Raw genomic sequence first — 16,190 nt, forward strand, 5'->3', positions numbered from 1 at the left:
GAGTTAGGCTTTTTCACGAATGACCAAAACGCCATCTTCCATATCTGCTTCCAAATGTTTGGCATCTAGATGATCCAAGTGGAAATCTGTTACCTTATCACGAATTTGTTGTTCAACCACGCGACGGAGAGGACGAACACCCATAACTTCGTCATAACCTTCTTCTGTGATAAAGTCCTTAGCTGCTTGGCTGACTTCCAAATCAATGTCTTTCTTAGCCAAGGTTTGGTTGACTTCCGCCAACATCAAGTCCACAATCTTAGAAAGGTCTTCCTTATTCAAGTGTGAGAACTCGATAACTGCATTAAAGCGGTTAAGGAATTCTGGACGGAAGAATGGTTTCAAACGATCCATCAATTCTGGCTTATCCGCATCTTCTGTCAAGTTGGCTTCATAGCCAAAGCCAGCATTTGATGTTGCGATAATGACAGTGTTTTTAAAGTTAACGGTATTTCCCTGACCATCAGTCAAACGACCGTCATCCAAGACTTGGAGGAGAAGGGTAATGACTTGAGGATCCGCCTTTTCAATCTCATCCAAGAGAATGATAGAGTATGGATTGCGACGAACACGTTCTGTCAAGGTATTGCTATTGTCATCATACCCAACATAACCAGCTGTTGTACCGATCAATTTAGAAATGGCTGTGCGGTCACTGTATTCAGACATATCCAAGCGGATGATCGCATCCTTGGTTCCAAACATATCGAGCGCCAATTGCTTAGCAAGCTCCGTCTTACCAACCCCAGTAGGCCCTACAAAGAGGAAGCTACCGATTGGGCGATTGCCTTCATCAAAACCAGCACGGTTACGACGGATAGCACGAGCTACAGCTTCAACCGCCTTGTCTTGGCCGATAACCTTGTGTTCCAAGCGATGAGCCATATCTTTCAAACGTTCGATGTCTGACGCTCCCATTTGTGACACTGGGATACCTGTCATTCGTTCCACAGACTCAGCCACATCGTTGATGCTTGCAGTCACTTTCATGTCTTCTGTGTGGTTTTCGACTTTTTTCTCTAATTCAGCAATACGTGTCTTGGCATTGAGAGCTGCTTCAAAATCTTCTGCCTCAACTGCTTTTTCTTGCTTGTCTTTTTCTGCCTCGATTTCTCGTTCAACAGCATGAACATCTGTTACAGGATGTTGAGCTGCCAAGTGAGCAGCCGTTACATCGACAAGGTCGATAGCCTTATCTGGCAAGCTGCGTTGTGGAATGTATTGGATAGAATAATCCACTGCTGCTTTCAAGACTTCATCTGGCAAGATAACATTGTGGTGTTGTTGGTAGAGGTCACGAATTCCTTGAAGAATTTTAAAGGTATCCTCTGCTGAAGGAGCATTAACCTTGACTTCGTTGAAACGACGAGCAAGAGCTGCATTTTTCAAGATGGTGTTACGGTATTCGTCTTGAGTTGTCGCTCCAATAACGGTCAATTCACCACGAGAGAGAGCTGGCTTGAGAATGTCCGCAAGCCCTTTAGAACCACTGTCTCCTCCGATTGAGCCAGCGCCAAGGATTTGGTGAATTTCATCAAAGAAGAGGATAATATTCCCTGCTTCTTTTACTTCATTGACTAGATTTTGAACGTTTTCTTCAAAGCTACCACGGTATTGAGTACCAGCCTCAAGACCTGAGATATCAATAGAAATTATTTCCTTGTTCTTGATGGCAGCCGGAACATCTCCATTCACAATCGCTTGTGCTAGACCTTCGACAACGGCTGTCTTACCAACACCCGCATCTCCGACTAGAACAGGATTATTTTTCGTACGACGTGAGAGGATTTCAGATGTTTCTTGAATTTCCTTGTTTCGTCCGATTACAGGATCCAGCTTGCCCTCACGAGCTTCCGCTGTCAAGTTGCGACCTAGTTTAGCAAGGACACCGTCTTGTTTCATACCTGAAGCGTGTTGTTGCATTTGCACATCAGATTCTGCATTTCCTGGCAATTGACCAGTTGCACGATAGTGAGCAAATTCCTCAGGTGTCACTTCACGTCCATTAATCAAGTAGCGACGATTTTCAGAACTATATCCTCGCATACCACCCATCAATTGGTTAAATAAATCATCCATGTTGTTAAAGTTATTAAAGTTGTTGTTCATATTCTTTACCTCGTTTATTGTTAATTAAGTACGATCTCTGATATTGACTATCTTTGACCTTTGTTTTAAAAATTTTAGACTAGCTAACTCGCTACTCTACGTATAATTTCTGGTTTTTCTTTTTTAAATAAGCCTTTTATCATCTTCTTTTCAAAGTCTGTTAGATTCAACACAGGCCTCACCCCTTTCTAGGGTATCTATCGTACATTTTCAAGAAATAGAATCATTGAAAATGAAGTTTTTAAGGAATTCATTTTCCTTATGTTCCTACTATATCACATTAGTCAGTAAAAGTCAATAGTTTTTTGACCAAATTTGACTATTTTTAAAAAAATTTTTTGAAGTACAAAAAAGCCCCTAGAAAACGAATTTTCTAGAGACTTTCTCTATCAAGTTTAAGAGAGAAGTAGAATTCTCACTTACCAAGTTTCATGTTTCTTCTATGAAAGCTTAAGCTTTACGTTTTACGAAGAATACCAATCCACTCAATGCCAAGACTACAAATCCAAGCGCAGAAAGGATAGAGGTTGCTTCCCCTGTGTTTGGAAGTTCAGCTTTACCTTTATTCTCAGTAGCTGGGGGTGCTGGTTTCGGATCCTCCTTTTGTCCTGGATCAGTTGGTTCTGTTCCTGGAGTTGGATTTGTTCCTGGATTATTTGCCGTTGGATCTGGTGTTGGTGCTGGATCTGGCGTTGTTCCTGGATTATTTGGAGCTGGATTTGGATTTGGTTCTGGTGTTGGTGTTGGAACAGTGTATTTATTTGTAAATACAACTTCTTTACCATCGGCATACGAAACCTTTGCAGTCAAGAGACCTTGATCATCCGCAACTACAGTGACTGTTACGGTATGCTCAGTCTTATCGTATTCAATCCCCTCTTCAGTACCAACTTTTTCAACCAAGGTATAAGTATGAGTACCTGCTTCTTCGAATGAACGAACAAAAGCTACTTTACCTTCAGCAGTATTCTTAGCTTCTGCTACAACGGCGCCTTTCTCTTTCAATTCGAAAGTATAAGCATCAGCCGCAAGTTCTTTACCTTCAAGTTTCTTAGTTGCTTCAATCGTCGCTTCTACCGCTGGTGCTTTGAAGCTATTCTTGAAGACATTACCTGCTGGATATTCAACAGCTGCCTTCAAGGCGTTGGTTGCTGCATCTTTGGTTACTGTTACCTTTGCAGTCTTTTCTGTATCGTAAGTAATACCAGTTGCTCCAGCATTCACTTCTTTTACAGTATAAGTATGAACACCTTCTGCATCATAGTTGATTGTATTAAATGTTACTTTCCCACCTTGGTTTGTTTTTGTATCAATTTTTTGTCCATCTTTGTACAATTCAAATTGGAACTCACCATCAACCAAAGTACGACCAGTCAATTCTTTCGTAAACTCAAGTGTTGCTGATGTAGCTGTTGGAGCTGGTGCTGTATAAATATTTGTGAAGACCCGTTCTGTATCCGCATCTTCTACAGTCGCAACCAATTGGCCTTTACCATCATCCGCAACAGTGACGAACACTTCATACGCAATTTGATCATAAGTGATTGTTTTATCGTCACCAGCTTTTTCAGTAATAGTGTAAGCGTAATCGCCTGCTGCTGAGAAAGTGACGTTGAAGACAACTTCTCCTGAGGCAGTATTCTTAGCCGTAGCTACAAGGTCTGAACCTTCTTTCAGTTCGAAAGTATAAGCATCAGCTTCAAGCGCTTTTCCTTTCAAGACTTTCTTAGCTTTGATTGTAGCCTGCGCAGGTTCCGCTTTATAGTCATTAACGAAAACTGGTGTTTCACTTGTAACTGTCGCGACAAGTTGACCTGAGCCATTATCTTTCACTTCTACAGTTGCTGGATGTTCTGTTTTATCATAAGTTACACCAAGTTTATTGCCAACCTTTTCTGTAATAGTATAGTTATATACTCCTGCTTTTGAATAGCTAATTTCAGAAAAACGAATCAATCCACCAGCAGCATTCTTTGCTGTCGCAACAACCTTATCACCCTCTTTCAGTTCAAACTCAAACTCATCTATCTCTAGCTCTTTACTGTTCAAAACTTTTTTAGCTTCAATAGCAATTTTTGCTGGAGCTGCTTTATAAGTGTTGGTGAAGGTTGGGTTGTTACCTGCAACAGCCGCCTCAAGTTGACCTTGACCGTTATCTGTAACGTTTACTGTCACTTCATGTGTAGCAGTGTCGTATGTCACACCTGCTTCGCTACCTGCTTTTTCTGAGATAGTGTAAGTGTGGTCGCCTGCTTCATTGTATTCGATTTCTTTGAAAGTAACAGTACCGTCTGCAGCGTTTTTAGCTGTCGCAACGACTTTGTCACCTTCTTTAAGCTCGAATTCGTATTTATCAGCTTCAAGGGCTTTACCTTCCAAGACTTTCTTAGCTGTAATCGTTGCACTTGTTTTAGCTGCTTTATAAGTGTTGGTGAAGGTTGGGTTGTTACCTGTAACAGTTGCAACAAGTTGACCTTGGCCGTTATCTGTAACTTTTACCTTAACTTCGTGTTTAGCAGTATCGTATGTCACACCTTTTTCACTACCTGCTTTTTCAGTGATAGTGTAAGTGTATTCACCTGCTGTTTCTAACTCAATTTCTTTGAAAGTAACGGTGCCGTCTGCAGCGTTTTTAGCTGTCGCAACGACTTTGTCACCTTCTTTAAGTTCGAATTCGTATTTATCAGCTTCAAGGTCTTTACCATTCAAGACTTTCTTAGCTGTGATAGTTTCTTTAGCTGGAGTTGCTTTATAGGTGTTAGTGAAAGTTGGTTCTGCAGATGTGACAGTTGCTGTTAAAACTCCACTTTGGAAAGTTGCTGCTACAGTAACTTCCTTGGCTTCTGTATCAAATGCAACGCCTGCAACTGCTGTTGAAGTGTCTTCTTTGATGATGTAGTGATAAGTTCCCGCACCTTTTACTTGGAGATTCTCAAAGGTAATAGTCCCATCAGCTTTTGATTTTGCTGTAGCTACAGGATCCTTCAAGTTCTCTGCAGTAAACAGGTTAAAGGTAAACTCATCTGCTTTTGGAAGTTTATCTGTACGTCCTTCTACTACTTTCTTAGCCGTCACATTGAATACAGCTGGAACAGGTTCATCTTTAAGATGAATAGTAGAACCCGCAGCACCGAGTTTAACTGTATACTCTTTTTCATCTAGTTTATAACCTGCTGGGGCAGTCTTCTCTTTGATCTTAAACGTTTTACCTTCCCATTTCTGATCATAAGTTTTCGTAAGCGCTACTCCTTTTTCATTCGTAGTCACTTCTGTTGTTTCACTTGCATCATCTGCTGCTGTCACAGTATATACCGCACCCGAAACCGGAGCAAGAGTGAAGGCATCAGTCTTATGAATCTTAATTTGGTAAGCAGTAGATGCTACAATCGTTCCAGAAATCAAAGACGTCGCCTCAGCTGTCATATCAAGTGCTCCCGGACGACTTGTATTCTGTGCTAATTTAGTCCCGTCAGCCAATGACAGAGCAACCCTATTTCCTACTTTACTTCCATCATTAGGAGTTGTTGTGTTATAAGATACTATATAAGAGGTCGTTCCATCTTTAAAAATGATATCGAATGAAGTATAGTTTTCGTTCCACGAAACGGTATAGTCTTGTCCCTCCGTTAACAATACTGCATCATCTGGAACAGCAGAAGTCCCAACAGTGATATTTGCCTTATACACTTTTAGAGTCTCAGGAATATACTGTGCAGGAGTGTAACTAGTATCATCATTTGGTATAGTATCATGTAATACAATATTTTGTCCTAAGTCTTGTTTCTCTGTATTTACACGTACGCGCCAGGTAGACCATGCATCTCCCTTGCTAACCGAACCAATCTCAGCCAGTTTTGGAGAGTTCCAATTTTCAAGGGCAGCACGACCCCCAATTTTAGCATAATTTTCAGTACCAACTTTGGGACCATCGATTGTTTTTGATGAATAAATGTGAGTCACTTCTTGCTTTAATGAGGATGAATTAAAGTTAATGCGGGTTTTATTCTGATCCTTTAAGAATCTAAAAGTAACAGAAAAATTCCCTGACACATCCTTTACCTTATCTCCACCAGTTTTCTCTAGATATTTATCCAAGTTTTTTAAGGTGATTTTTGCTTTCCCACCTTGATCAGTACCATTTGAAGTCACTTCTGCTTCTCCAATAGTAACTTTTGTTGTCGGATCAATTAAATCCTGACTCCCTTCATAAACTGCCATAGGAGCAGGTATATCAAAGGTAAAATAATCTCCATTATTCAGATGTTCATTATACTGTTTGAGATCAAAAGTCACACGAAGCTTATATGCTAAATTCGTACGAAGCTCGAAATCTCCTTCTGAACTCACATTTTGCTTAGTATCTGAAGCATCTAACAGATCAATGTCTGTAATTACTTGTGTTAATTCTTTTGATACTGGATTATCTGCTTTAACAATGCCTACTAAAACAGATGCTAGAGCTAAAATAGCAAAAACTAACGCAGAAAATTTAGAAAGCATTTTTAACGCTTTGCTTTTCGACATTTCTTCTCCTCTTTTCTATATGAAATTTTTATTTCTAATCTCCCTAAGAGATTACATCATAACATTTTGACAACCTCTATCACTAACTAGAGCTTGTCTATTATATTATAACATCTCAATACAATCTATTCAAGTATATTAACTTAAAAATACACGTATTTGCATCATTCTATAACCTAGCCATTCAATTTTTAGCTATTTATATCGGTAAACCAATATAAATAGCTTAATATATGTTGCATCTGTAATTAGGTCAATCTTTGATATTATAGTAAAAAGCCAGTCCTATAGACTAGCTTTCTTTTCATTCTAATTGAATCTTAGCTCAATGCGTCATCCATTGAAAGAACTTCGTGGAAGACACGTTGTGTCAATTCAGTTTTTTGTTCTGGAGTGAGGTATTTAGTGTTTACACAGTATCCAGAGATACGTACGATAACGTCTTCACCTGACATGATCTTTTCGTAAACATCGTTCAAGTCCATAACGTTCAAGTTAACGTGTTGTCCACCGTTTTCGAAGTAACCATCAAGGATTGTTACCAAGTTATCAACTTGTTCGTCACGAGTCTTACCAAGAGCACGTGGAGAAACTTGAGTTGTCAATGAGATACCGTCAGCTGCGTAACCAAAGTCAAGGCTAGCAAGTGAGTTCAAGTTTTGCAACCATCCACCTTTAGCTTTGTTAGATGGGTTCGCACCTGGTGAGAAGAATTCAAGTTTAGACAAGTTCACAGAACCATCTTCGTTGAGGTATACACCTTTGTGGACTGGTGAGTTACCAGTTTGTTTAGAGTAAGCAACGTTAGATGTGATTGTCAAAAGTGATACAGTAGCTTCTGCGTCTTTGTATAGTTTGTGGCTACGTAGACGAGTTGTATAAGCTTCGATCAACCATTCTGCCAATTCGTTTGAACGTGGGTCATCTTCACCCCAACGTGGGTATTCACCGATTGTTTCGTAATCGTAGATGTATCCATTTTCGTCACGGATTGGTTTAACGGTAGCGTATTTGATAGCTGACAATGTATCAACTGTGTTTGCAAATCCACAGATACCGAATCCCATGTTAGCACGTTGTTTAGTTGGCAAGAAGGCCATTTGAACAGCTTCGTAGTTGTACTTGTCAGTCATGTAGTGGATGATGTTCAAAGCATCTACATAAGTGTCAGTCAACCAGTCAAGAGATTTTTCAAAGTTCGCTTTAACTGATTCGAATTCAAGAACTTCGTCACGGATAGGATCGATGTCAAATACTTTGTAGTCTTTGTGAACATCGTCGTAACCACCGTTCAAACCAGTAAGAAGGGCTTTCAAAACGTTTACACGAGCACCGAAGTACTGGATGTTGTGGCGTTGATCTTCGTTTTCTGGGTCAAGTGGTGACACACAGCATGAGATACAGCTCATTTCTCCGTATCCGTCTTTAGCCATTGTTGTTACACCTTCATATTGGATAGAAGAGTGTTTGTGGCTCATGTGCATACAGTAGCGACGGAAGTTGTATGGCAATTTGTCAGTCCAAAGAACTGTCAAGTTTGGCTCTGGAGAGTTACCGATGTTGTCAAGAGTGTTCAAGAAACGGTAGTCCATCTTAGTAACACGGTGACGACCATCGTTACCCATACCAGCCATAGAAGTTGTGATGAAGGTTGGGTCACCTGAGTACAATTGGTCATAAGCTTTTGTACGAGCAAATTTAACTGTACGAAGTTTCATAACGAAATCATCAACGAACTCTTGGATTTCTGATTCAGTAAATGTACCACGAGCAAGGTCACGTTCTGCAAAGATATCCAATACGATTGGCACACGTCCTAGAGATGTAGCAGCACCGTTAATAACACGGCAGACAGCCATGAAGGCGATGTTAACCCATTGGATGGCTTCTTTCGTGTTCATCGCTGGTTTGCGGACATCAACTCCGTAAAGGTCACCCAAGCGAACAACTTGTTGCAATGCTTGGTATTGAAGGTTTACTTCTTCACGAAGACGGATTGTTTCTTCATCGATTTCTTTAATCGCATTCCAGTCGTTTACTTTTTCTTGCATCAAGTAGTCAGCACCGTAAAGAGCAAGACGTGCGTAAACACCGATGATACGTCCACGTGAGTAGGCATCTGGAAGACCAGTTACAGTGTGAGCGTGACGAGCGCGACGGATATTTGAAGTATAGGCACGGAAGATACCGTCGTTAACTGTTGTTACGTATTTAGTGAAGATTTCGTGAACAGCTGGATCTGGTTCGTATCCATTTTCTTTCAAAGTAGTTTCAGCCATACGGATACCACCTTTTGGCATGAAGTTCAATTTGAAGAGTTCGTCGTTTTGGATACCAAAAATCACTTCGTTTTCTTTGTCGATAAATCCAGCAGGAATATCAGCAATAGATGTTGGACGAGTGTCCATTGGGAAACGAGTTTCTTCGTAGTGTGCTTTTGTTTCTTCTACGATTTTTTTGATGTGAAGTGAACGTTCTGTTGGTCCAGCAAGGAAACTTTCATCTCCATCGTAAGGTGTGTAGTTAGCTTGAACGAAGCGAGAAATACTTGCTTTTTCTTTCCAATCTACGCCTTTGAAGCCTTCCCAAGCTTTATCAAAAATATCTTGTGCTTCAACAACTGTCTTAACAACCATGTTAATATCCTCTTTTTTCTAGTAACAGTCATCTGTTACATTCTTGAGACAAGTATACCATACAGTAACCGATTTCAACAAGAGAAAATCGGCATTTTAGACGCTTTCTTTTATAATACAGTCTCTTTTTTGTTCTTATCTGTATTATATTTTTGAAAGTCAGGTTGAACTTTCCCATTTTTTCAGAAAAAAGGGTATAATAAATAGAAAATGACACTAGAAAGGGATTGGAATGCTCATATTTCCATTGATAAATGATCTGTCCAGAAAAATCATCCATATCGACATGGATGCCTTTTTTGCTGCGGTGGAAATAAGAGATAATCCTAAGTTAAAGGGCAAACCTGTCATTATCGGAAGCGACCCCAGACAAACAGGTGGGCGTGGTGTCGTTTCTACCTGTAGCTATGAGGCACGAGCTTTTGGTGTTCATTCAGCCATGAGTTCTAAAGAAGCTTATGAGCGCTGTCCCCAAGCTATCTTTATCTCTGGAAATTATGAAAAGTATAAGACTGTGGGACTTGAGATTCGAGCTATTTTTAAACGCTACACTGATTTGATTGAACCTATGAGTATTGACGAAGCCTACTTAGATGTGACGGAAAATAAACTCGGTATCAAGTCAGCTGTCAAAATAGCCCGCCTCATCCAACAAGATATCTGGCAGGAGCTACACCTGACAGCTTCTGCTGGTGTTTCTTATAACAAATTTTTAGCTAAAATGGCTAGTGACTATCAAAAACCACATGGTTTGACAGTTATCCTCCCAGATCAGGCTCAAGACTTTCTCAAACAAATGGACATTGCTAAATTTCATGGTGTTGGTAAGAAAACAGTTGAACGCCTTCATGAAATGGGCATTTATACCGGTGCAGACTTATTGGATGTCTCAGAAGTTACTTTAATCGATCGGTTCGGCAGACTCGGTTTTGACCTTTATCGAAAGGCAAGAGGTATTCATAACTCACCGGTCAAGCCCGACCGCATTCGTAAGTCCATTGGCAAGGAAAAAACCTACGGAAAGATCCTACAAGTAGAAGAAGACATCAAAAAAGAGCTGTCTCTTCTCTCCGAAAAGGTAGCTCACAATCTCAGCAAGCAGGACAAAGCTGGAAAAATCATTATCCTAAAAATACGATATGCTGACTTCTCCACTCTGACTAGACGAAAAAGTCTCCCACAAGCAACACAGGACGCTAGTCAGGTTTCTCAAACTGCCCTTCAACTCTACGAAGAACTAGCTGAAAAAGAAAAAGGTATCCGTTTACTAGGAATTACGGTGACAGGATTTTAAAAAGCTTGAAGGAAAATTCCCTCAAGCTTTTTTTCTTATACAAACAAACGGACAAAACTGTAAAGTAGCAAGACACTACCAAGCACGATGCGGTATTTACCAAAAAGAGTAAAGTCGTGTTTTTTCACATAGCTTGTCAAGAAACGAATAGCGACCATGCTGACTGCAAAGGCGACTCCCATCGCAACCAAGAGCAAGAACAATTGCCCAAAGCTCAAGAGCTGTCCTGCTTTTACAAATTTGAAAATCTTTAAGGCGCTAGCTCCGAACATAACAGGAATTCCAAGATAGAAGGTAAATTCTGTCACAACAGAACGACTGGTTCCATTTAACAAACCACCGACAATCGTTGCTCCAGAACGGCTGGTCCCTGGTAAAAGGGCAAGAACTTGGAAGAGTCCGATATAGAAAGCTGTCGTATAAGGAAGCTTGTCCAACTCTGTTACACTTGGCTCGATAGCACGCGCTTTATTGCGCTTTTCCAAATAGATAAAGGCAATCCCGTAGATAATCAACATGAGAGCAACAGAAACCATGTTATGGAAGTTGGCATCAAACCAATCATCTAGTTTAAAGACCAATAGCAAAGGCAAGGTCGCAACGAAGACTTTTGACCACAATTGCCAAGTCCTACGAACTTCGACCTTAGTTTTACCAGGTTTGAAAGGATTGAGCTTATTAAAGTAAATGACCATAACTGCTAAAATGGCACCAAGCTGGATGACAACATTAAACATGGACATGAAGGCTTCATTCTGGTCCTTGTATTGTACAAATTCTTCAACCAAGATCAAGTGGCCAGTACTTGAAATGGGCAACCATTCTGTAATTCCTTCAACAATCCCAAAAAAGATTGACTTCAAAATTTCAATAAAATACATACATTACTCCTTTTTCTGTCCTCTATTATAACATAATTTCAGATGTTGCGATAGATTTTTTAGAAGGCGCCGATGCTACCACCGCCTCCGCCTCCAGAGAAGCCACCGCCAGAACTTCCACTTCCAGAAGATACGGAGTAGGTACTTGCTGTATTTGCGACACTAGCATAATGGCTCATTTGCGCGCTTGAATGATAAAACATACTATGCCAGCCATAAGCTACATAGAGATTGATATCTGGATTTTCTACTTGGATGTGATGAATCTTCATCAAATGACTGACCTTGTCCGCATAGCCAAATAGGGTCGCATAGACCAAGAGGCGATTCCAGACCACAATACTTTCCAGCTTAGCCTGATCCAATCGTGCAATCTCACGCAACATATTTTCAAAACTGGTCCAGAGATAGTAGACCTCTGCTCCTGCTTCATTCAGAACACCATCACGACTATCTAGTCGAAGCTTCCAATAATAGAAAACAGCCAAAACCAAACCTAGAAAACCAAGTATTGGCAAGAGGAGGTAAAGATAACCATAAACATCCAAACTGTACAAGAACAAACCAAATCCGATAAATAGGGGCAGGATAGTCAAGGCACCCATACCCACTTGCAAGGCCTTTTCCCCACCAGTTAAGGGACGATAGTAATCCGGAAGCCCCCAGAAGGAAACTCGTTTTCTCACCCCTTCTTGCATCTCTTTCAACACTTCTTCGAAAGAAGATTTGAGCTGACGCCCCTTTGCTTGAATCCGTTTTTCATCAGAGACTTTTGCTCTACGATAAAGACTATCAGATACCCTGTAATCCGCAAACAAATTGGAAAGAGTTGTTTCTTTTTTGCCTGAAAAGGCCAGATTTAGGCAGTCTTTCTCAAAATTTGACAAACCATCTTCTTTTACTAGCCTCAAACCAACTGCATCTCCTTCTGAAATGATAGAGACATTCCCACGGTCTATCACATCTAGCAAGGTAGCTTGAATAAGTTGGTCAAAGGTGAATTTTCCAGCTCCCTTGACCAAGGGACTCACTTCCTCCAAGGAGGTTGAGTAGACAGCCTCCGATAAAACCATAGGCTCTAATTCCATTGGTGGTTCATAGAGACGATGATTTTTAGCATATTTGACGGAAGGAGTGGTCTTTCTTCTATAGATAAAATAGAAGCAGACGCTCAATAACAAGGAAATGGAAAGTAGCGAAGGGAATACCCAAGTAAGGAGTTGTTTACTTTGCTCTTTTTCTTTAACAATCGAGTCTTCTATCTTATTAAACTCTTCTAAACGATTCCCTTTCAACCCCTGATCCCTAGCGCTAGCAAAATCAGTTCGAGGCCAGTAGGCATGCAATTCAACCCCACGCTTAGCCGGAAGATTGTCTAAACGAATAGTATCATCAAGGTTACTCTTTTCAATCGTTCCCTCTCTAAAAAGTTTCCCTGTATGGAAAAAGAGTTTTTCTGCCCCCTCGTCTCCCCTTACATGAAATTCAAACTTCCCAATAGTCCCTGAACTATCTGTTAAAGGTTGCCAATTTAATTCAGCAATGTCATCATATAGAAAAAGCAAATTTTTTAAGTTCCAGGTAAGGTCAACTTCAACTATGTCGCCTTCTTGACCTGGATTATAAACTTTAACAGTATAACCATCTGCTCCTTCTGTCACTTCGCTAGTAACATCTGTCAGTTCAGCACCGTTTTTCGCAGCCTGAACCTTTGGGTGAGGATCAATGTCAAATCCACTAGGCATCTTGCCAGCACGTCCAAGTCCCACGATTTGGCCCTTAAAGTCCTCCTCAAACTGATAAACTATCTTCTGTCTAAATTCTGCCGTATTGTCTGCATGAATATACAAATCACCTTGATAAGAGTTTATCTTAAAATCAATGGCGAAAACAGAAAATGGCAGAAGGCAAAACAAGCCAAACATCAGTAAGAAAAAAGTTTTTTTCATCAACTAAGCCCCCTTTTTATCTTTCTTATCATTATAACATTTTTTCGTAAGTAAAGGCTTACTTATGTTGAAAAATTACGCATTTTTCGATAAAATAGGAGACAGTTATTTTTTAATAGATTAGAAATAGGAGAAATCATGAGAAAAATATACTTATCTATTTTCACAGGTCTCTTGCTGATGCTGGGACTCGTCAATGTTGCTCAAGCTGATGAATATTTACGCATCGGGATGGAAGCAGCATATGCTCCCTTTAACTGGACCCAGGATGATGATAGCAATGGGGCTGTCAAAATCGATGGGACTAACCAGTATGCTAACGGATACGATGTTCAAATCGCCAAGAAAATCGCTAAGGACTTAGGCAAAGAACCTTTAGTTGTTAAAACCAAGTGGGAAGGTCTAGTCCCTGCCCTTACTTCTGGTAAGATTGACATGATTATCGCAGGTATGAGTCCTACTGCTGAGCGCAAACAAGAAATTGCCTTTTCAAGTAGTTACTATACTAGCGAACCAGTTCTACTAGTCAAAAAAGATTCTGCCTACGCAAATGCTAAATCTTTAGATGACTTTAATGGTGCGAAAATCACTTCTCAACAAGGTGTCTACCTCTACGACTTGATTGCACAAATCCCAGGTGCTAAAAAAGAAACAGCCATGGGAGATTTCGCTCAAATGCGCCAAGCTCTTGAGGCTGGTGTCATCGATGCCTATGTTTCTGAACGCCCAGAAGCTCTGACTGCCGAAGCTGCTAACTCTAAGTTCAAGATGGTTCAAGTAGAACCAGGTTTCAAAACTGGAGAAGAAGATACAGCTATTGCCATTGGACTTCGTAAAGATGACAACCGTATTAGCCAAATCAATGCCAGCATTGAAACCATTTCAAAAGACGATCAAGTTGCCTTGATGGATCGTATGATCAAGGAACAACCTGCCGAAGCTACAACAACTGAAGAGACTAGCAGTAGTTTCTTTAGCCAAGTCGCTAAAATTCTCTCTGAAAACTGGCAACAACTCTTGCGCGGTGCTGGTATCACTCTTTTAATCTCTATTGTCGGAACCATCATAGGTCTCATTATCGGCCTTGCCATTGGTGTCTTCCGTACTGCTCCTCTATCTGAGAATAAAGCCATTTATGGCCTACAAAAACTAGTCGGTTGGATCCTCAATGTCTACATTGAAATTTTCCGTGGTACCCCAATGATCGTTCAATCGATGGTTATCTACTATGGAACTGCCCAAGCTTTCGGTATCAACCTTGACCGTACACTAGCTGCTATCTTCATCGTTTCAATCAATACCGGTGCCTACATGACTGAAATCGTCCGTGGTGGTATCCTAGCGGTTGACAAGGGACAATTTGAAGCCGCGACTGCTCTTGGTATGACTCATAACCAAACCATGCGTAAGATTGTCCTACCTCAGGTTGTCCGCAATATTCTACCTGCTACTGGTAATGAATTTGTCATCAATATCAAAGATACCTCTGTATTGAACGTTATTTCAGTTGTTGAGCTTTATTTCTCAGGAAATACTGTAGCAACACAAACCTATCAATACTTCCAGACCTTTACCATCATCGCCGTGATCTACTTTGTCCTCACCTTTACTGTGACCCGTATCCTACGCTTCATCGAACGTCGTATGGACATGGATACTTACACTACAGGTGCTAACCAAATGCAAACGGAGGATTTGAAAAAATGACACAACCAATCCTTGAAATCAAACACCTCAAAAAATCATATGGGCAAAACGAAGTGCTAAAAGACATTTCTCTCGCCGTCCATAAAGGAGAGGTTATTTCCATCATCGGGAGCTCAGGAAGCGGAAAATCAACCTTCCTTCGTTCGATTAATTTACTAGAAACACCTACAGAGGGAGAGATTCTCTATCGAGGAGAAAATGTCTTAGAAAAAGGCTATAACCTCACCCATTATCGTGAAAAACTCGGTATGGTTTTCCAATCTTTCAATCTCTTTGAAAATCTGAATGTCCTTGAAAATACAATCGTCGCCCAAACGACTGTACTCAAACGCGACCACTCTGAAGCTGAAAAAATTGCCAAAGAGAATCTCGAAAAAGTCGGTATGGGAGAACGTTACTGGCAAGCTAAGCCCAAACAACTCTCAGGGGGACAAAAACAACGCGTGGCTATCGCCCGCGCTCTCTCCATGAATCCTGATGCCATTCTCTTCGACGAACCAACATCTGCCCTTGACCCAGAAATGGTCGGAGAAGTTCTCAAAATTATGCAGGATTTGGCTCAAGAAGGCTTGACCATGATCGTCGTAACCCACGAGATGGAGTTCGCTCGCGATGTCTCTCACCGTGTCATCTTTATGGATAAGGGTGTCATTGCTGAAGAAGGCAAACCAGAAGAACTCTTCACGAACCCTAAAGAAGAACGGACAAAAGAATTTCTTCAACGCTATCTCAGCTAATAAACAAAGACTGCATAAAGAATGCAGTCTTTTTAGTTTGTAATTGTAAAGAAAAGGCAGACTCGAATCAGGAATCTGCCTGTGACCACAGTTTAATCTTCAAATTTTTCATGATTTTTTTCATAGAAATCGATTAAACCAAGAGCTGTTTCAAATGAAATATTTTTAACTTTTGCGCGTCCTTGTGCTAGAGCAATGATAGACATTTCCGCGCATTCGTTTCTTTAGAGATACGGTAGCCTGTGATTTTCTTATCACGAGCCCAGCCAACAACTGCTTCTACTTTTTCAAAGTTCGACTTAGCCATGTTCTTCTCCTAAATTATTCTTTACAATACTTAATTGTATACGTTT

The 16,190-nt window shown here is 40.6% G+C and carries 8 protein-coding genes and 1 pseudogene; 3 read left to right on the top strand and 6 right to left on the bottom strand.

Features of this window, described 5'->3' with window-relative positions; all coding sequences use genetic code 11:
- Positions 1–3: 3 nt before the first annotated feature.
- The 3 genes from ACIY19_RS05670 to pflB all read right to left on the bottom strand — a co-directional run bounded on the left by ACIY19_RS05670 (position 4) and on the right by pflB (position 9,269).
- A complete protein-coding gene (locus ACIY19_RS05670) occupies positions 4–2,109 on the bottom strand; it encodes an AAA family ATPase (protein WP_095726272.1) in 2,106 nt (701 codons plus the stop codon).
- Positions 2,110–2,559: 450 nt separating this feature from the next.
- The gene (locus tag ACIY19_RS05675; RefSeq protein ID WP_409002913.1) at positions 2,560–6,633 is read right to left on the bottom strand and encodes a Spy0128 family protein; all 4,074 of its coding nucleotides are present in this window, start codon (positions 6,631–6,633) and stop codon (positions 2,560–2,562) included.
- Positions 6,634–6,953: 320 nt separating this feature from the next.
- On the bottom strand, positions 6,954–9,269 hold the full coding sequence (pflB, locus tag ACIY19_RS05680; protein ID WP_000260621.1) for a formate C-acetyltransferase: 2,316 nt from the start codon (positions 9,267–9,269) through the stop codon (positions 6,954–6,956).
- 232 nt (positions 9,270–9,501) lie between these two features.
- Here pflB and dinB point away from each other — a divergent pair, with 232 nt between their 5' ends.
- On the top strand, positions 9,502–10,563 hold the full coding sequence (gene dinB / locus ACIY19_RS05685; RefSeq protein WP_042769070.1) for a DNA polymerase IV: 1,062 nt from the start codon (positions 9,502–9,504) through the stop codon (positions 10,561–10,563).
- A gap of 35 nt (positions 10,564–10,598) precedes the next feature.
- Here the strand turns inward: dinB and ACIY19_RS05690 are convergent, their stop codons facing one another.
- On the bottom strand, positions 10,599–11,444 hold the full coding sequence (locus tag ACIY19_RS05690) for an undecaprenyl-diphosphate phosphatase (protein ID WP_409002914.1): 846 nt from the start codon (positions 11,442–11,444) through the stop codon (positions 10,599–10,601).
- A gap of 59 nt (positions 11,445–11,503) precedes the next feature.
- Entirely contained in the window at positions 11,504–13,393 is a 1,890-nt protein-coding gene (locus tag ACIY19_RS05695) for a DUF2207 family protein (protein ID WP_409002915.1), read from the bottom strand.
- Between the two features lie 138 nt (positions 13,394–13,531).
- On the opposite strand from ACIY19_RS05695, the gene ACIY19_RS05700 reads away from it, so the two are divergent.
- Both ACIY19_RS05700 and ACIY19_RS05705 read left to right on the top strand, forming a co-directional pair.
- On the top strand, positions 13,532–15,100 hold the full coding sequence (locus tag ACIY19_RS05700; protein ID WP_409002916.1) for an ABC transporter substrate-binding protein/permease: 1,569 nt from the start codon (positions 13,532–13,534) through the stop codon (positions 15,098–15,100).
- On the top strand, positions 15,097–15,837 hold the full coding sequence (locus ACIY19_RS05705) for an amino acid ABC transporter ATP-binding protein (protein WP_000193349.1): 741 nt from the start codon (positions 15,097–15,099) through the stop codon (positions 15,835–15,837). The genes ACIY19_RS05700 and ACIY19_RS05705 overlap by 4 nt, the downstream gene beginning before the upstream one ends.
- Positions 15,838–15,929: 92 nt before the next feature.
- On the opposite strand, the pseudogene ACIY19_RS05710 reads toward ACIY19_RS05705, so the two are convergent.
- A pseudogene (locus ACIY19_RS05710) lies at positions 15,930–16,144 on the bottom strand (hypothetical protein).
- Positions 16,145–16,190: the final 46 nt, after the last annotated feature.

Origin of the sequence: Streptococcus sp. ST14, assembly GCF_046098195.1 — a bacterium.
Classification (GTDB): Bacteria; Bacillota; Bacilli; order Lactobacillales; family Streptococcaceae; genus Streptococcus.